Source organism: Microbacterium bandirmense, assembly GCF_037204185.1.
In the GTDB taxonomy this organism is placed as follows: Bacteria; Actinomycetota; Actinomycetes; order Actinomycetales; family Microbacteriaceae; genus Microbacterium; species Microbacterium bandirmense.
Genome location: NZ_JBBDGM010000022.1, coordinates 14,025 through 32,261, shown reverse-complemented (window position 1 = coordinate 32,261; position 18,237 = coordinate 14,025). Strand labels below are relative to the sequence as shown.

Annotated in this window: 15 protein-coding genes; 7 read left to right on the top strand and 8 right to left on the bottom strand. The window is 64.2% G+C overall.

Annotation, left to right across the window (positions count from 1 at the left end):
* The 7 genes from WDU99_RS16860 to WDU99_RS16830 all read left to right on the top strand — a co-directional run.
* On the top strand, positions 1 to 301 hold a 301-nt coding region (locus WDU99_RS16860; protein WP_337333634.1), incomplete at its 5' end, for a hypothetical protein.
* Positions 294 to 1,010: a metallophosphoesterase gene (locus tag WDU99_RS16855; protein ID WP_337333633.1), complete on the top strand. Its 717-nt coding sequence runs from the start codon at positions 294 to 296 to the stop codon at positions 1,008 to 1,010. The genes WDU99_RS16860 and WDU99_RS16855, both read left to right, overlap by 8 nt.
* A 110-nt stretch (positions 1,011 to 1,120) precedes the next feature.
* The gene (locus WDU99_RS16850; protein WP_337333632.1) at positions 1,121 to 2,620 is read left to right on the top strand and encodes a type I restriction-modification system subunit M; all 1,500 of its coding nucleotides are present in this window, start codon (positions 1,121 to 1,123) and stop codon (positions 2,618 to 2,620) included.
* Positions 2,617 to 4,110 (top strand): type I restriction-modification system subunit M, encoded by a 1,494-nt coding sequence (locus tag WDU99_RS16845; RefSeq protein ID WP_337333631.1) that lies wholly within the window; start codon positions 2,617 to 2,619, stop codon positions 4,108 to 4,110. The genes WDU99_RS16850 and WDU99_RS16845 overlap by 4 nt, the downstream gene beginning before the upstream one ends.
* A complete protein-coding gene (locus WDU99_RS16840; RefSeq protein WP_337333630.1) occupies positions 4,107 to 5,297 on the top strand; it encodes a restriction endonuclease subunit S in 1,191 nt (396 codons plus the stop codon). Before WDU99_RS16845 ends, WDU99_RS16840 begins: the two co-directional genes overlap by 4 nt.
* Positions 5,297 to 8,233, top strand: coding sequence for a type I restriction endonuclease subunit R (locus WDU99_RS16835; RefSeq protein WP_337333629.1), 2,937 nt, complete (start codon positions 5,297 to 5,299; stop codon positions 8,231 to 8,233). Before WDU99_RS16840 ends, WDU99_RS16835 begins: the two co-directional genes overlap by 1 nt.
* Before the next feature lie 49 nt (positions 8,234 to 8,282).
* Complete coding sequence (locus WDU99_RS16830) at positions 8,283 to 9,290, top strand: hypothetical protein (RefSeq protein ID WP_337333628.1); 1,008 nt, start codon at positions 8,283 to 8,285, stop codon at positions 9,288 to 9,290.
* A gap of 149 nt (positions 9,291 to 9,439) precedes the next feature.
* Here WDU99_RS16830 and WDU99_RS16825 read toward each other — a convergent pair whose 3' ends face one another.
* The 8 genes from WDU99_RS16825 to WDU99_RS16790 all read right to left on the bottom strand — a co-directional run bounded on the left by WDU99_RS16825 (position 9,440) and on the right by WDU99_RS16790 (position 18,223).
* Entirely contained in the window at positions 9,440 to 9,640 is a 201-nt protein-coding gene (locus tag WDU99_RS16825) for a hypothetical protein (RefSeq protein WP_337333627.1), read from the bottom strand.
* A 216-nt stretch (positions 9,641 to 9,856) separates the two neighbouring features.
* On the bottom strand, positions 9,857 to 11,140 hold the full coding sequence (locus WDU99_RS16820) for a glycosyltransferase (RefSeq protein WP_337333626.1): 1,284 nt from the start codon (positions 11,138 to 11,140) through the stop codon (positions 9,857 to 9,859).
* A gap of 176 nt (positions 11,141 to 11,316) precedes the next feature.
* Positions 11,317 to 12,867, bottom strand: a complete 1,551-nt coding sequence (locus WDU99_RS16815) for an FGGY-family carbohydrate kinase (RefSeq protein ID WP_337333625.1) — start codon at positions 12,865 to 12,867, stop codon at positions 11,317 to 11,319.
* Between the two features lie 31 nt (positions 12,868 to 12,898).
* A complete protein-coding gene (locus WDU99_RS16810) occupies positions 12,899 to 13,858 on the bottom strand; it encodes an NAD(P)-dependent oxidoreductase (RefSeq protein ID WP_337333624.1) in 960 nt (319 codons plus the stop codon).
* Complete coding sequence (locus WDU99_RS16805) at positions 13,855 to 15,294, bottom strand: aldehyde dehydrogenase family protein (RefSeq protein ID WP_337333623.1); 1,440 nt, start codon at positions 15,292 to 15,294, stop codon at positions 13,855 to 13,857. The genes WDU99_RS16810 and WDU99_RS16805 overlap by 4 nt, the downstream gene beginning before the upstream one ends.
* A gap of 3 nt (positions 15,295 to 15,297) precedes the next feature.
* Entirely contained in the window at positions 15,298 to 16,320 is a 1,023-nt protein-coding gene (locus tag WDU99_RS16800; RefSeq protein WP_337333622.1) for a LacI family DNA-binding transcriptional regulator, read from the bottom strand.
* 134 nt (positions 16,321 to 16,454) lie between these two features.
* Complete coding sequence (locus WDU99_RS16795; protein WP_337333621.1) at positions 16,455 to 17,630, bottom strand: saccharopine dehydrogenase family protein; 1,176 nt, start codon at positions 17,628 to 17,630, stop codon at positions 16,455 to 16,457.
* Positions 17,631 to 17,701: 71 nt separating this feature from the next.
* Positions 17,702 to 18,223: a nuclear transport factor 2 family protein gene (locus tag WDU99_RS16790; RefSeq protein ID WP_337333620.1), complete on the bottom strand. Its 522-nt coding sequence runs from the start codon at positions 18,221 to 18,223 to the stop codon at positions 17,702 to 17,704.
* Between the last annotated feature and the right edge of the window lie 14 nt (positions 18,224 to 18,237).

Sequence of the window (18,237 nt, the reverse complement as noted above, 5' to 3'; positions counted from 1 at the left end):
GTCAGGCTCGGATGCCGTGACGCACCTGTCGAGCCTCAGTTCGAAGAGCGCCGTAGATGCGGACGTCATGGCTTCCGCAATCGATGCCGAGCTGCTCCTGGAGTACGCGGGAAGCGCTGAGTCGGGATTGCTGCGCGACCCCGGCGTTCGTGAGTGGCGCAACAGGAATCGGCAACGAGTTGAACAGGAGCTGGCACGGCTGCGTGAGGAGGCGGCCGGGTTGCCCGCCGAACCGATGGGCGACCTCGAGCGAAGCCTCTGGCGCGCGTTCGAAATGCAAGCGAAAGACGACAATGCCTGAACCCGCGACGTTCGACTTCGACGAAGTCGACTTCATCACGTCGGACACGCACTTCGGCCATGCGCGCATCATCGAACTTGCCGCACGTCCGTTCGCGTCCGTTGAAGAAATGGATGCCGAGCTCATCCGTCGGTGGAACGAGACCGTTGGGCCTGACGCGGTAGTTCTGCACCTCGGAGATCTCGCCCTCGGGCCGATCGCGGAGTCGCTGCCTCTGACGGCGCAACTGCATGGACGTCGGCTGCTCGTTCCCGGCAACCACGATCGTGTCTCTCCCGCCACGCAGACCAAGCGCGCCGTCGAGAGATTCGCGCCGCTGTACGACGAGGCGGGATGGCGCGTCCTCCCCGAGGTCATCGTTGGCACAAGAGCAGGGCAGAGCATCATGGCGTCCCACTACCCATACTCCGGAGACACCCAAGGCGACGATCGCCACGTCGCCCACCGACCTGTGGACCTCGGGCTTCCCCTTCTGCACGGTCATACCCATGATCGCGAGAATGGCCCTCTCGGTCACCAGTTCCACGTCGGCGTTGATGCGTTCGGATTCGCTCCGATCCCGATGACTCTGGTCGACGCCTGGCTCGAGGATCTACGACGTGAGGAGGAGGAGATTGCTGCCATAGTTCGAGACCGATCCGCGGCAGGCGATAGCTCGCCGCTGTCCGAGGTGGCAAAGCGCCTCGGGGTCGACCTCGGCGCGCTGTGACCGCGGAGGCGGGACTCCTCAGCAACGTCCAACCGCCCCGATAGGCTCGGAATAGCGTGGCTCAGCCGATGAGACAACCGCGTCACGTCACTGCGCGAAGGACCCAACCAATGACCACACCGCTCACGCTTCCCGAGCTGGAGCAGTACCTCGCGCGCGCCGCCGACCTTCTCCGCGGCAGCATCGACCAGGCTGACTTCAAGGCCTACATCTTCCCGTTGATGTTCTTCAAGCGGATCAGCGACGTCTACCTCGAAGAGTTCGAGCGGGCACTCGAGGAGTCGGGCGGCGACCACGAGTTCGCCGCTTTCGCCGAGAACCACCGATTCGCGATCCCTGATGGCAATCTTTGGGCGGACGTGCGCGAGAAGACCGAGAACATCGGCACCGCCCTGCAGACCGCATTCCGCGAGATCGAGAAGGCGAACCCCGAGACGCTCTACGGCATCTTCGGCAACGCGAACTGGACCAACAAGGACAAGCTGCCCGACCGCAAACTCGCAGACCTTATCGAGCACTTCTCCACCAAGACGCTCAGCAACGCGAATGTCGCACCGGATGTCTTCGGCAACGCGTACGAGTACCTCATCAAGCGATTCGCCGACCAGTCGAACAAGAAGGCCGGCGAGTACTACACCCCGCGCTCAGTCGTGCGCCTGCTCGTGAACATCCTCGATCCGCAGGAAGGCGAGAGCGTCTACGATCCCGCATGCGGGACGGGCGGCATGCTGATCGAGGTCATCGAGCACGTGAAGGATGCCGGCGGCAGCCCGAAGACGCTGTGGGGCAAGCTCTACGGTCAGGAGAAGGTGCTCGCGACGTCGGCGATCGCGCGCATGAACCTTCTCCTTCACGGCGTTGAGGACTTCAAGGTCGTCCGAGAAGACACCCTGCGTAATCCCGCGTTCTACACCGGCAACCGGCTCGCGCGATTCGACAATGTCGTAGCCAACCCGCCGTTCTCGCTCAAGGCGTGGGGTGACGTCGAGTGGACGTCCGACCCGTGGGGCCGGAACCAACTCGGCGGAGTCCCGCCGAAGGGCTACGCGGATTGGGCGTGGGTGCAGCACATGCTCACGTCGGCCGATCCGAACACGGGTCGGGTAGCGGTCGTGTTACCGCAGGGCGCGCTCTTCCGCCAAGGGGCCGAGGCACGGATCCGCACCCACATCCTCCAGGCGAAGAAGGTCGAAGCCGTGATTGGACTCGCCCCGAATCTCTTCTACGGCACGGGCCTCGCAGCCTGTGTGCTGATCCTGCGTCATCAGCGTCCGGTCGACCAACAGGACAAGGTTCTGTTCATCAACGGCGAAGACCTGATGAAGAAGGGCCGCAACCAGAACACCCTCGAACCAGAGCACGCGAAGGCGCTGTTCGACGCCTACCGTGGGTTCGCAGACATCGAAGGGCGTGCCTACGCCGTCGACCTGGCCGAGATCGAGGGCAACGAGTTCAACCTCAACATCCCGCTCTACGTCGCACCCGCTGACACCGGCGAGAAGATCACTCTCGCCGACGCCCTGGCGAACCTCGAAGCCGCGCACGCGCGCACGCAGGAGACACGAGCCGCCCTGGAGGCGGAACTCGCGAAGTGGGGGTTGAGCGCGTGACCGGCCAGATCAGCCAGCGTGAGCTGGAGAACTACCTGTGGGGCGCCGCCGTCATTCTGCGCGGGCTTATCGACGCCGGTGACTACAAGCAGTACATCTTCCCGCTCGTGTTCCTCAAGCGCATCTCGGATGTCTACGACGAAGAGCACGCGGCGGCGCTCGACACCTACGGCGACGAAGAACTTGCCGACCTGCCAGAAAATCACCGCTTCGCGATTCCGAACGGATGCCACTGGCGCGACGTTCGCGCCGTGACCGAGAACCTCGGCGCGACCGTGCTGCGGGCCATGCGGGCGATCGAGTCCGCCAACCCAGACACGCTGCCCGGGGTGTTCGGCGATGGGGATTGGGGCAACAAGAACCTGCTGCCGGACTCGACGCTCTCCGACCTGATCGAGCACTTCTCGACGCAGACGCTGTCGATCGCGAACCTGCCCGAGGACGAACTCGGCAACGGGTACGAATACCTCATCAAGAAGTTCGCCGACGACTCTGGCCACACCGCGCAGGAGTTCTACACGAACCGCACCCTCGTGCACCTGATGACCCTGATGCTCGAGCCGCAGCCAGGCGAGTCGGTCTACGACCCCACGTGCGGCACCGGCGGAATGCTCATCTCGACGGCCACCGAGGTGAAGCGCCAGGGCAAGGAGTGGCGCAACCTCAAGCTGTACGGCCAGGAACTCAACTATGGAACCTCGGCCATCGCCCGCATGAACCTCTTCCTGCACGGCATCGCCGACGGCCAGATCGCGCACGGCGACACCCTCGCAAGGCCCGCGTTCCTCAACGGCAAGGGTGGGTTGCGTACGTTCGACGTCGTGCTGGCCAACCCGCCGTACTCAATCAAGTCCTGGAATCGGGATGCCTTCGCGAAAGACCCGTACGGACGCAACCTGTGGGGCGTGCCGCCGCAAGGCCGCGCCGACTACGCGTTCTTCCAACACATCGCGAAGAGCCTCCAACCCGAAACCGGGCGCGCCGCGATCCTCTTCCCGCACGGCGTGCTGTTCCGGCGCGAAGAGACTGCGCTCCGCGAGGCGCTCGTCAAGTCCGACCTCGTGGAATGCGTGCTTGGGCTCGGCGCAGGACTCTTCTACAACTCGCCGATGGAGGCCGTCGTCATCATTCTCCGCGCGGCCAAGCCCGCCGAGCATCGCGGCAAGGTGCTGTTCATCAATGCTGTCAATGAGGTCGCGCGCGAGCAGGCGCAGTCGTTCCTGCGCGACACACACCAGACGAGAATCCTCGACGCGTACCGAGGCTTTGCCGACGTTCCGCAGTTCGCGGCGGTCGCCACGCTCGGCGAGATCGCCGACAAGGGCTCCAGTCTCGCGATCCCGTTGTACGTCGCCGGCGCGAAAGCCGCAGACGCGGCAGAGCAGATAGACGTGGCCGACGCACTCACGAGCTGGCGGCAGGCGGCGGAAACCTCGGAGCACGCGATCTCAGATGTGCTCGCGGTGCTTCGTGCGGCGGTGAACGCGTGAACCTCGTCCTCGACAAGTCCACCTGGCAGAGAGTCGCTTTCGGCGATGTCATCGACAGCATCACCGACCGAGTCGACGACCCCTCGGCTGCGGGAGTCGATCGGTACGTGGGTCTCGAGCACCTCGACCCCGTGATCATGACGGTCCGGCGGTGGGACAGCCCCGACATAGTCGAAGCACAGAAGCTGCGGTTCCGATCTGGCGATGTCATCTTCGGCAGACGTCGCGCCTACCAGAAGAAGGTCGCTCTGGCTGAGTTCGAAGGCATCTGCTCTGCACATGCGCTTGTATTGCGTGCGCGACCCGGGTTCATCGATCCCGCATTCCTCCCTGTCTTCCTGTCTAGCGACTACTTCCTCGACCGCGCCATCGAGATCTCGGTGGGGTCCCTGTCACCTACCGTGAACTGGCGTGATCTCAAGAGCCAGGAGTTTGTACTTCCGCCGCTCGACGAGCAGAAGCGCATTGCCGACCTACTGTGGGCAATCGAACGTCACAGACTCGCGGCCGCGGACACTGCAGAGTCGCTCAGAGCAACCAAGTCCGCGGTGTTCACCGACCGCCTCGCTGCCGGCGTGGAGCAATCCGGCTGGAGTAGCGATTCGGTCGCCTCTCTGGTCGAGGCAGGACCGACCAACGGCAAGTCCGCCCCCGCAAACGACCAGAAACGTGGCGTCCCGACACTAAGCATTAGCGCCGTTCGTGGAGGGCTGGTCAAGGGTGGCGACTCAGTCAAGTTCATCGATGTCGAACCGGCAAGCGTAGACGGATTCTTGCTCCAAGAAGATGACTTTCTGATCGTTCGTGGGAACGGCAATCGGCAACTCACGGGTCGGGGCGGCTTGGTTGTCGGCGGTCTACCCACCGGGTGCATCTATCCCGACCTACTCATCCGGCTCCGTTTCAACGCTGCACGAATGCTCCCGCAGTTCGCAGCAGAACAGTGGAACAGTGCTCATGCCCATACGGCGCTCCTCGAGAACGCGAAATCGACCAACGGGATCTGGAAGATCAACGGCAAGGACATCAAGTCGCATCGCCTCGTCGTACCGCCACTGGAGGCGCAAACAGAACTCTTGGCCGAGGCGCGCACCTTCGATCGCAGCATCGAAGCAACCCAGGCCGAGGCGAATCGCCTGAGAGCCGTGCTCAGAACGCTCTCTTCGACAATATTCGGAGGCAACTGATGGCGCAGTTCAACGAAGCGAACACGGTCCGCGACTTCGTCCGCGATCTGATCACGTCTCCGGACGTGCAATTCCTGCCGGGAAGCCAGCTTCCGCGCCGCGCCGATGAAGTGTTGCTCGAAGGGCTCGTCGCTGCCGCGCTGATCCGGCTGAATCCCGAGATCGCGGCTGATCCGCGCAAGGCTGATGAGGTCATCCATGTGCTGCGGGCGATCCTGATCTCGGCGCGCAACAGCGCACATCCGGTGGTCGCGAACGAAGAGTTCATGTTGTGGCTTACGGGCCAGAAGTCGATGCCGTTCGGTCCACAGGGCGAGCACACCACGGTGCGCCTCATCGACTTCGACCACCCGGACGATGACTCGTCAAACCAGTGGATCGTGTCGACCGAGGTGACGTTCCAGATGGGGCGGCTAGGCAAGAGGTTCGACGTGGTGCTGTGGTGCAACGGCTTCCCGCTCGTCGTCGGCGAGGCGAAGACACCGATCCGCGCTGCCTACACGTGGATCGACGCCGCCGCGCAGATCCACGACGACTACGAGGCAAGCGTCCCGCAGTTCTTCGTGCCGAACGTGCTGTCCTTCGCGACCGAAGGCAAAGACTTCCGCTACGGCTCCGTCGGCATGCCGGTCGAACTTTGGGGTCCGTGGCACGAGGAGGAGACCGATCCGAACGCACCCGCGAAGGTTGGCCTCGAGGTGGTCAAGGACGCCGTGAACGGCGTGCTGGCACCGGCATCCGTCCTCGACTTCCTGCGGTTCTTCACCGTATTCGCGACCGATGCGAAGCACCGCAAGATCAAGGTGATCGCGCGATACCAGCAGTTGCAGGCGACGAACCTCGTCGTGGAGCGCGTGCTGCACGGTCGGATCAAGCAGGGGCTCATCTGGCATTTCCAGGGGTCGGGTAAGTCACTGCTGATGGTGTTCTCGGCGCTGAAGTTGCGCGCGATGGCCGAGCTGACGAACCCGACGATTCTGATCGTCGTCGATCGGATCGATCTCGACACGCAGATCACCGGCACGTTCAACGCCTCGGATGTTCCTGGACTGGTCTCGACTGATTCGCGCAAGGAGCTGCAGACGCTGCTGACGCAGGGCGCTCGCAAGATCATCATCACGACGATCCACAAGTTCGGCGAGATCGACGGGGTCCTCGATGATCGGCACAACATCATCGCGATGGTCGACGAGGCCCACCGTTCACAGGAGGGCGACTACGGGCAGAGGATGCGCGAGGCGCTCCCGAACGCGTTCCTGTTCGGCCTCACGGGCACGCCGATCAACAAGCGCGACCACAACACGTTCATGTGGTTCGGATCGTCCGAGGACGAAGGCGGGTACCTGTCGCGGTACTCGTTCCAGGATTCGATCCGCGACGGTGCGACCCTTCCGCTGCACTTCGAGCCGCGGTTGAGCGAGATCCACCTCGACCAGGAGAAGATCGACGCCGCGTTCGAGGAGCTGGCAGCGGAACGCAATCTCACCGAGGGCGAGAAGATCACGCTGTCGAAGAAGGCAGCGTCGATCGAAGTGCTGATCAAGGCGCCCGAGCGCATCCGACAGATCGCCGACGACGTGGTCACGCACTTCACGGAGAAGGTCGAGCCGGAGGGATTCAAGGCGCAACTGGTGGCCTACGACAAGGCATCCTGCGTCGCGTATAAGGAAGCGCTCGACACGATGCTGCCGCCCGAGGCATCCACCATCGTGATGTCGAAGGCGCGCACGGACCCTGCGTCATGGGCGCAGTGGACACCGGGGGCCGACGAGCTGGAGCAGGTCGTCGCGCGGTTCAACGACCCGGCGGATCCGCTGAAGATCATCATTGTGACGGCGAAGCTGCTGACCGGGTTCGATGCACCGATCCTGCAGACCCAGTACCTAGACAAGCCACTGAAAGAGCACACGCTTCTGCAGGCGATCACCCGCACCAACCGCGTTTACCCCCCGAGCAAGACTCACGGGCTGATCGTCGACTACCTCGGCATCTTCGACGACGTCGCCAAATCGCTCGCCTTCGACGAGACCGCTGTTCAGCAGGTGATCTCGAACATCGAGGAGCTGAAGTCCGAGCTTGCGCCGGCCATGGCGGCGGCGCTCTCGTTCTTCCCCGGCGTGGATCGGTCCATCGGGGGCTACGAGGGTCTCATTCAGGCGCAGGCGGCGATCGCCGGCGACGGAGTCAAGGACGCATTCGGCCTTTCGTACAGCGTCGTCTCGCAGCTGTGGGAGGCACTCAGCCCTGACCCGCTGCTCAAGGTCTTCCGCGATGACTACAAGTGGCTCACCGATGTGTACGAGTCGGTGCGGCCAGCTGACATCACCGGCCGCCTCGTGTGGCACGCGCTGGGTGCCAAGACGATCGAACTGATCAACGAGAGCATTCGCGTCGAGATCCCGCAGGGCGACGAGACGATCGTCCTCGACGCGCAGACGATCGAAGACCCGATGACGGGCAAACGCAAGGATGTCTCACCCGAGCAGATCGAGAAGCAGATCACCGCACGCATCGCACGCCATCTCAACAACCCTGTCTTCATCGAACTCGGTCAACGCCTCAACGCGCTCCGTGAGAAGTACGCAGACATCCAGCAGTCCAGCCTCGACTTCCTCCGCGACCTCCTCGAGCTCGCCAAGGATACGGTCGCCGCTGAGAAGGCCGAGAAGGAGATCCCTCGTGAGGAGCGCGGGAAGGCTGCGCTCACAGAGCTGTTCGAAGCGCTCAAGGGCGACGAGACGCCGATCATCGTCTCGAATGTCGTCGACCGGATCGACGAGGTCGTTCGGGCCGTGCGGTTCGACGGCTGGCAATCGACAATCGCGGGTGACCAGGAAGTGCGGAAGGCGTTGCGGCAGACGCTCTACGTGCAGTTCAAGATCCGCGACAACGACGTGTTCGAGAAGGCACTGGGGTATGTCCGCGAGTACTACTGAGCCTCCTCAGGAACCGGAGCGCAAAGTCCGCGTCCGATGGGGTTTGATCGTGGCTGTCACGATTTTCGGCCTCGTCGTCACAGGCACGCCGTTCATCTTGATATGGCTGTATGGCGCGGACTTCGGAGATTGGCAGAGTCTTCTCGCGTCCACCCTGACCAACGTTGGCACTGCGATCGTGCTTGTCGCGGTGTTCTGGTTCCTCGAGCAGTGGTTCACGGCGCGGATAAAGCAGGATGTGCGTGAGACTGCGCGCGCAACCGCAGTTCAGGAGACGCGCGAACTTGCGGAAGCTCAGCAAGACCTCGCACAGCGCCTTGACGAGATCCAGCGGCGGCTAGATGACCGCGTCTCAGCGGCGCGGCAAGAAGAGGATACGGTGCTCGATCGCCTCGATCGAGGGATCTCGTTTGACACGGTCTACGCCGCATTGGCGCTGGGAGAGAGGCTAGGCGCCATCTGGCAACATGAGCTCACGGTTCCTACCGGTAACGGCGAACCCAGTCTCCCGCGCTTCAGGTTTCGATTGACCACGTCCTCGACGACACCACCCCACCGCTTGCGCAGCAACGAGGATCTGACTCCCCTAGTCGAGGTGGAGTACGTGTCCCCCGGATCAGCGATCCGCCCGATACTTGTGCACTGGGACCGTGCGAAGGAGCCTGACGCCGTGCTGGCGGAGCTGGCTCACATGCTTCTCGCGGCCGGGTTTGCGGAACAGGCAACTGAGGTCAATGTGTCGCTGTTCGCGAACCTTCAGGCCGCGTTGAAAGCGGCGGTCGCGGCCCGACGGAAAGAGGCCAGCGCTTGGTTCAAGGGCGCGCTGACAGAGTGGGTGAACGCTGACTGGGCCGTGACGTCTTATGGTCTGGAGCACCGCGGCCCCCACAGCATGCGGTCGGGGGAGTTTCCAGTGCACTGGAATGGCCGGAGCAACGTCGAGTCTGTCATGTGGGAAGCCCCCGCCGCGCCCGACGGCGTAGACAAGACGCTCTGGGACCTCCTGATCGCGAGCGCAAGGCAACGACATCGCCCCGGAGCTCGGTCTCCCTCCTAACCGGACTACGTGGGATTCGTCGTTGGAGTGAGCTCACGCGCACCCCGGCAACCAGAGCCGCAGATGGCGTCTGCCTACGAAATGTCCAGATGGACACACCGTGGACATTTCATCTGCGAAATGGACAACTTCGAAAATAACCTACAACGTCAGTTGAAGTCGCCGCCGTGTAGGGATCGCTCAGACATGTCCGTTGCCTGGCGGAGATCCGCGGTCTCCAGGAGAGAAATGTCCGCCGCCCGCGTGGCACTGTGCCGCGAGAAATGTCCATCACGTCGGTGTGGCGGATTGGCGCCGGTGGCGTCCGACATTTCGACCGAAGGTTCCACCGCAAAAGCGACCGCGACCATGCTGTTCAATGTACTAAGGTCAGCGGTTGGCGATTCGCCGAGAATCGCTATTATGTCTACTAAGGCAAGCTCTGGCTGCGCAGGCTGGCCGGCGCACGGGACGAGTTGACCCTGCCGCAACCTCCGCAACGCCATCACCGCGGATTGGCCCTGGCCTGAAGCCCGTGGAGGGCACCCGCGACGCCGCGGAGGCTCATCGGCGGCCTGCTCACCGGATCACAGCGACTGGTCACCACCAGCGTTGCGATCGCCGACCAAGAGTCCGGTGTGTGCTAGCGAGCAGACAGAGGTAAACCGCTCGCCGCGGTAGAGAGCCTCGAACGTGTCGAGCGTGCGATTGATGTCATGCGCCACGACGCCGTCGAGCGAGGACTGCTGCATACGCAGACGCTCTTCGGGTGCAGCGGTAAGCACGTCGGTGAGGCGTGCGGCGAACTCGTCGACGTTGCCCGGCTCGAAGAGGTAGCCGTTCGCGCCGTGGTGCACGAGGAGCGGGAGTGCGACGGCGTCGGCCGCAACGATCGGGAGGCCAGAGGCCATGGCCTCCATTGTGGCGATGGACTGCAGTTCCGCGATCGAGGCGATCGCAAACAGACTCGCCCGCGTATAGAGGGCGCGCAGCTCGTCTTCGGGCGCACGGCCATGGAAGGTCACACGGTCGCCAAGTCCGAGCTGTTCCGTCAGATGCTCGAGGTTCTTGCGCTGGTCGCCGCCGCCGACGAGGTCGACGTGCACGGCGAGCTCCGGACCGAGTTTGGCGACCGCCTGCAGCAACACGTCGATGTGTTTCTCGGTGGTGAGCCTGCCGACGAACAGCACACGGTTCGCCTTGCGCGGCGTGAGGTCCGGCGTGTAATTCCGCCGATCGATGCCGCAGCTGATGGGGATCACGCCGGTGATGTCGATCGTTGACTCGAGAAAGTCGGCGGCCTTGCGCGTCGGGGTGGTGACCGCGCGCGTCATGCCGAACGTTCGCTTCGCGTCGTTCCACGCCAGCTTCACGACCACCCCGCTTAGTGCAGGCGGCAGGGCCGTGAAGTCGATGATGTTCTCGGCCATCACGTGGTTGGTGGCGATGATCGGGATGCCGCGCCGGCGCGCCTCCCGCGCGAGCCCGCGGCCGATCACGATGTGGGACTGAATGTGAACGACGTCGGGCCTGATCGCGTCGAGCACCCGGCGGGCATGATGCTTCGACATCCACGGCAACACGAAGGTGAGCCAGTCATGCGGATACCACCGCCAGGACGGCAGCCGGTGCACGGTCAGCGGCTGGTCTTCGATGACCTCTGTGAAGGTGCCGTGCTGCCGGTGCGTCTTGCTCGGTGCCATGACGTGCACGCTGTGGCCGCGAGCCACGAGTCCCGCAGCCAGCCGCTCGGCGAACCGGGCGGCCCCGTTGACGTGAGGTGAGAAGGTATCGGCGCCGATTAGCACCGTGAGCGGACGCCGGTCCACGGCGTCGGGACGAGAGTGGTCGGGCGTCGCGGACTCGGTCACGGGGTGCCGCCTAGTGGCAGTCAATGCGTGAGGATCTGGACGCCCCGAGGGTACGGTCAACGGTGTGAGCACGATCTCCGATTCCTGGTTTATCTCGCTGGGATCTCCTCGCCCACGGCGCCCTGGATCTCGTTCGCGATCTTCGCGGGCTCCCACCCTCATGAGCGGTCTGTGTGTCACGAAGTTCCCAGTGAAGTGGAGCCCAGGCGAGGGTTAATTCGACACGTTTCAGCATCGCGTTTCCACGCCGCGAGCGCGTGCACGACGTCTGACGTGCTGTCGTACAGCCGCAAGTATCGTGCGAAAAGCCCATCGTAGAACGACGAGTACTGCGCGGTAGGCTCCACGCGTGCGGCGGTGGGATTCCACTCTTCGATACGAGGCGGCGTGGATGAGACAGCGCTTGCCGCGAGGAATGCGGCGCCGTAGCTCGCGCCAATCGTGATCTCGGGCACCTCCTGGGCGAGGCCGGTCACGTCAGAGACGATCTGGAGCCATAGCGTCCCCTGCGTTCCCCCGCCGACCGCGACAATCCGACGAATATCGGCACCAGCGGCGCGCATCGTCTCGACATTGTGCCGCACGCCGAGTGCGGTCGCTTCGAGCGCTGCCCGGTACAGATCACCGCGTGTGTGCTCAAGCGTGAGACCGGCGATCACACCCCGTGCATCCGGATCGAGGATCGGCGTCCGCTCACCCGCGAAGTAGGGCAACATGAGCAGCCCGCGCGCGCCGGGTCCGGACTCCTCGGCTTCCGCGAGAAGCGTCCCATAGTCGGCTCCCACAAGACCATTGAGCCACGCCGTCAATGCACCCGATGTCGCAAGCCCACCCGCGAGGTTTCGCGTATCCCGCAACGCACCAACGGTCGTCCACAACGTGGGCGTGCGCAATGACTCCGTGCCGGTCGCGACGAGGAACATCGTGGTGCCATACATCAGCATGAGATCGCCGACGCCATGCGCACCTACGCTCACAGCCTCGGCCCACGCATCGATCGTCCCCGTGATGACAGGGATTCCGGGGCGCAGCCCCGTCATAGCGGCCGCGGCATCCGTCACCAGACCCGCGATATCCCCCGCCCACGCGAGCGCTGGTGGTTCGATCCCCGGTGCGTAGTTTGTCCAGAGTTTGGTGTGCCACTCCCCGGCGTCGACGTTGTACAGGGGCGAGACCTGGCTTGCCGACTGATGATCGAGGACGTACTCGTCCGTTAATTTTCGCACCAGCCAAGATGCCGGCATGAAGAGCCGACGCGACCGTTCGTAGAGGTCCGGCTCGGTGTCGGCGATCCACACGATCTTCGGACCCGCCGCCTGCGACGACAACCGCGAACCGCCTATGCGGGTGATCTCCTCCGTGCCGAGCTCTCGCGTCATCCGGTCGATCTGCGCGCCAGCGCGTGTGTCGACCCCATAAAGGATGGCCGGACGCACCGGCACGTCGTCCTCGTCCGTTAGGAGGACACACGGACCCATGCCGCTGACTCCCACAGCGGTGACTGAAAGATCGAGACCGCGTGCTGTGGTCTCGTCGAGAAGACGCCGCGTCAGTTCAATGAACTCACGCCACCAGACCTCGGCGTCCATCTCGACCCATCCCGATCGAGGACGCTCCACATCGTGGGAGGCGACCGCCGTCGCGACGATACGCCCACCTGCGTCGACAAGCACACCTTTGCTGCTGGACGTGCCGATGTCGACACCGAGGGTCACCGGCTCGGGCAAGGTGTCTTCCTCTCCATCGTTCGTGCCGCCTTCAGCGCACGAGAAGTGCGTTCAGTACAGCGCGGGCGACGTCCACGGCCATTGCGCGTAACGCCTCCTCCGTCATCGCGGCCTGGTGGGGCGTGGTGAGGATCCCTGGGGTACGGAACAGACCGCTATCGACCGATGGCGGTTCGGGATCGTAGACGTCGATGGCGGCGCGAATCCGACCGGACGCCACTTCGGCCACTAGCGCATCAGCATCGATCAGCGAGCCGCGAGCCGCGTTGACCAGGAGCGCACCGTCGGGTAGGAGCGAGAGTTCTCGCGCCCCGAACAGCGCCGCCCCGGACGGGTCCCCCGGGAGGTGGAGACTGACAACCTCGCTGCCAAAGAGCAGCTCGTCGAGCGACTCCACCGGGACTACCCCACCCTCACGAATCGCCTCGCCCGGCACGAACGGATCATATGCCGTGACTATCATACCGAGTGCGAGCGCTCGACGCGCGACGGCCCGCCCGATTGCCCCGTATCCGGCAAGCCCGAGACGCATGCCTGAGATCTCTCGACCCACGAGACCGTGGCGGACGACCTGGGCTGGCAGCGAGCCTTCGCCTGGTGGCATGCCGCCCGACGTGAGCAGCGCCTGACCGTCCACCAGTCGCTTGACGCACATCATGACGATCGCGATCGCATACTCCGCAACCGACTCGGTGTTGCTGCGCGGAGTGTTGACAATGGCGATTCCCCGCCGCTCGGCTGCGTCAAGGTCGATGTTGTCAACACCGACACCGTGGCGACCGATGACACGCAGCCCCGGACTCTTGTCCATCTCGGCCTCACCGTAGGGGCGACTTCGGACGATCACGGCATCCGCCGCGGCCAGTGCCTCCGCATCGCCTGCCCCCGAAAGCAGGATCGTGTCCGCGTCCGCGCGGAGGATGTCCACTCCGTCGGCGTGGATCGGCTCCAGGAGGACGACACGTTGCCTCAGCCCAGCAAACGCGCTCACCACATGCTCCCCGCTGTATACACCGTCGACGTTGTCGTAAAGAAATCCTTGGCCGCGTTGCCCTGCTCACGAGAGCCGTGGCTCGAACCCTTCGTCCCGCCGAACGGAACGTGGTGATCGGTCGACGCAGTCGAGCGGTTGACAGCGATGATGCCCGCCTGCAGCTCGCGCTGGAAGCGCGCCGCCGATGCCAGCGAGCGCGTGATGACACCGCCCGACAGGCCGAACTCCACCCCGTTGGCGACGGTCAGTGCCTCGTCCTCGCTGCCAACGCGGATCACACTCGCGATGGGGCCGAAGATCTCCTCCTGATTGATCCGCATGTCGGGAGTGCTGTCGATCAAGAGTGTTGGCGCCACGAAGTAGCCACCTCCAGGAAGCTCGAGCGCGTGGCCGCCAGCGGCAAGTGTCGCTCCCTCTGCGGTGCCGATCGCGATGTAATCGAGGTCTTGGTCGCGCTGCGTGGCGCTCACGGCGGGGCCCATCGTGGTTGCTTCATCGCGAGCATCGCCGACCACGAGCGTAGCCATCCGCGCGGTCAGCCGCTCCACGAACTCGTCGTGGACAGCGTCGTGGACAATAAGGCGACTGGATGCGGTGCACCGCTGGCCCGTGCTACCGAACGCGCCGTCGAGCGCGGACGCCACCGCCACCTCGATGTCGGCGTCTCGGAGGATGACGAGCGGGTTCTTGCCGCCCATCTCCAACTGCACCCGCTTGAGTCCGTGCCGTGCCGCATCGACGGCTAGGTTTTTTCCGACTCCGGTCGAGCCCGTGAAGGTGATCGCGTCGACGTCCGGCGACTCAACGAGTCGCTGCCCCACGACAGACCCGCGCCCCATGACCAGGTTCAGGACCCCGGGCGGTAATCCGCACTCACGGGCGATCTGTGTGAGCATCCACCCGCTGCCGGGCACGAGGTCGGCGGGCTTGAAGACCACGCTGTTGCCGTACGCGAGCGCCGGCGCGATCTTCCAGGCGGGGATCGCGATGGGGAAGTTCCAGGGCGTGACGACCGCGACCACGCCGACGGGGCGACGCGTCGTGTGCACACGCATGTCCGGCACGGCGCTCTGGTAGATCGCTCCCAGCGGCTCGAAGAGCTGCGCCGCGAAGTACCGGAAGGTCGTGCCAGCGCGACGCACCTCACCGCGGGACTCGTTGATCGTCTTTCCCTCCTCGCGGGCGAGCAGGTCGGCGAGCTCGTCGGCGCGGGCGAGGACCGTGGTTCCGATCCGGTCCAGGATCGCCGACCGCTCCACCAGAGCAGTGGCCGCCCACGAGGGCTGCGCTCGACGCGCAGCCGCGATCGCGTCATCCACCTGCGCGCCGTCGGCCCGGGCATACTCGCCCACGATATCCGCGGGGGCGGAGGGGTTGATGTTCGGGGCGGGTTCGCCGGCGACATCGATGCCGTCAATGATGTTCTTGTGCATTGCTCATGCCTCCTTGTCGGAAGAAGTTGGATGGCGGGGAGGTGCCGTGCTGTCACGCAGGGTCAGACTGGTCGGCAGCACATAGGGCACGCCCGGCGCCGTGTCATCCGTATTCGACACGAGGTCGCTGACGAGCTTGCCGATCGCCTCGATCGGCTGCGTCAACGCCGTGATCCGAGGTGTCACCAGGTCGTACCAGTCCAGGTCGTCAAAGCTCACGAGAGAGAGCGCCTCGGGTATGCAGATGCCGTTCGCCCGTGCGTAACGCAGCACTCCAGTGGCCATGAAGTTGTTCGACGCGACGATCGCCGTAGGCGGTTCGGCCAGGGCCATCAGCCGCGCGGCTGCTCGGAAGCCACCGAGTTCGGTGAAGTCGCTCCGGATTACAAGCTCCGAGTCCCCCTCGATGCCGGCCGCCGCGAGCCCCCTCGTGTAGCCCCGCAGTCGGTCAAGGTCGGAGAGGATCCGCTGGTGGCCACTGATGTAACCGATCTGCCGATGTCCGAGCGAGGTGAGATGATCGACGGCCTTGCGAATCGACGTCTCATCATCGACGAGCACGCAGTCGACCTCGACACCATCGACGCGGCTGTCAATGAGCAGAATGCGGATGCCGAGTCGTCTCGCCTCGTCAAGGTGACGAGGATCGTTGCTCGTGGGTGCGACGACGAGAGTCTCGACGCGGTTCTGCGCCATCGTCGTCACATACCGACGCTCCAGGTCCGTGTTGTTGCCGGTGTTCGCGACAAGGAGCCCGTAACCACGCTCCAGCAGGCTTTGCTCGAGCGTGGTTGCGATCGTGGCGAAGAAGGGGTTGGCGATATCGGCGACGATGAGACCCACCACCTTGGACGCGCCGGTGCGAAGCGCTGCTGCCTGCGCATTCGGTACATAACCCAGCCGCTCGGCCGCTGCTTCGATGCGATGCGCGGTCTCCGGTGACGCGGCGTTGTCTACCTTGTTTAGGACGCGCGACACCGTACTGACGGACACACCCGTCAGGTCGGCGATCGTCTGGAGCGTCACAAGCCGCCGGGGTACCCCATCCGACGTTCGTCCATCTGACCTGGTCTCAGTCACCATCGATCCCTCCATTGGCACCTGTGTCACCATGACACGCGACCGGCCCGTTTCCGGGGCTCCTGGCGAACCCGTACCGATTACCTCGCTCCCCTGAGGAGCTCCTGCTCATCAATCGTGACATCCATCCCGCGGGCGGCGAGTTCCGTGAAGAACGGGCGGGTCGGGACGATGTGCTCCGGCATCCATACACCCGCTTCACGCACCGCACCGTGCGCGATCATCTGGGCGATGATCGAGGGCGGCACGCAGGTCTTCAACATGCCTGCCGGGACGTTCCATTCCTCGTGGGAGCCGGTCCACATGTCGACGACCATTCGACGGACGCTGCCGTCTCGGAGACCCTCCACCTCGACGCGTGTTGCACTGAACTGACGCTCCGTATCCACCGAACGTGGCAGCCCGCGGGTGACCGCCTGCAGGACGTCCTTAGGAACCACCTCGACATTACCGACGCGCACAGGGTTACGGCCGGCGAGGCCGATGTCCGCAAGGAACGCCATCTTCCGGTGGAAGTCTTCGGGCAGTGCGATGCGGAAGGAGGTGTGGCGCAGACCGCGGTCGCGGTAAGAGTCATAGAGCGTGTACTGCTCGGGGTGCGTGGTAAAGATCGGAAACACGCGGCCGATCGGATCCGGGAACTCGACCCACTCACCGGTACGCGGAGGAACATCCACCTCTTCGCCGCCGACGATCCGACCCGCAGGCAGCGTGTATTCGTCAATGATCGCCTCGAGTGCGAATGGCCAGTGGAAGGGGTCGCTGCGGTCCGTCACGTCCGTCATCGCCACGGTGATGTCGATCGCGGACACGGTGTCGAGGCGGTCGATCGCAGCCTTCGCCATCATGTTCGAGAGCCCTGGCGCACTCCCCGCAGAAAGCAACGCGGTGATCCCCGCTTCGCTCGCCGCTTCCGCACGCGCCATCTGCTGACGGCTCGTCTGGTAGTCGCTGCCCATGTCGACGTAGTCACAGCGCGCCGCGATCGCGATATCGAGCGCCTCGCCGAAGAAGCGTGACGGGCCCGCCATGATGAACACATCGCAACCGCGAAGCTGGGCCACCGATCGATCGTGATCGAGCACATCGAAGACTTCGGCGGTAGCGTTCGCGCCCTCGAAGAGGGCCAGCCGGGCGTCTAGTGCCGCCTGATCGACGTCCAGCAGGAGAAGCTCGGGGTCAGTGTCGAATTCGATCAGGTCGAGAAGAATGCCTCGCGCCTGGATGCCGGCGGCGCCGACGATTGCGTACTTCATGGGATCCTCTTGGTTTTACTGAAGGGTTGGGGCCCACGACGGGTGAGCCCCAACCATCGGAACTGGTCAGGTCAGGGGATGATCCAGTCGTTGTTCATACGGTGCAGGCGCGAGGTCTCGGCGCGGACGTGCGCGATGCGCCACTGCCCGTCGATCTTCACGAACTCGTCGAAGTAGCGGGCGAAAGCCACCACGCTGCGCTGGCCGTGGGGAGCGGTGTCATCGTGCAGCACCTCATAGATGTGCGCGTAGAACTCACCCGTCGCGGTCTGCCGATCGTCGGAGAGCTCGATGAGCGGGCGCAACAGATAGTGGAAGGTCCACACATAGTCATCGCGAACGTCGTTCGCGATGAAGTCCCGCAATGCTTCATACCCGCGGTACTCGCCGTAATCACCGCCCTGCCAGACGCCGTCGGGCGCGAACACCGAGGCGAAGCCCTCGGGGTCGTAGGGGTCGCAATACCCCACATAGAGCGACTTCAGGTTTCGAATCGCCTCCAAGTCTTCCAGCCGAGCGATGCGCTCGGCGATGTCGAGGTCGTCACGAGACGCGCGCGTCAGCGCCTCCAGCTGTCGGGAATCAAGTGCCACGGGGTCACCTTTCT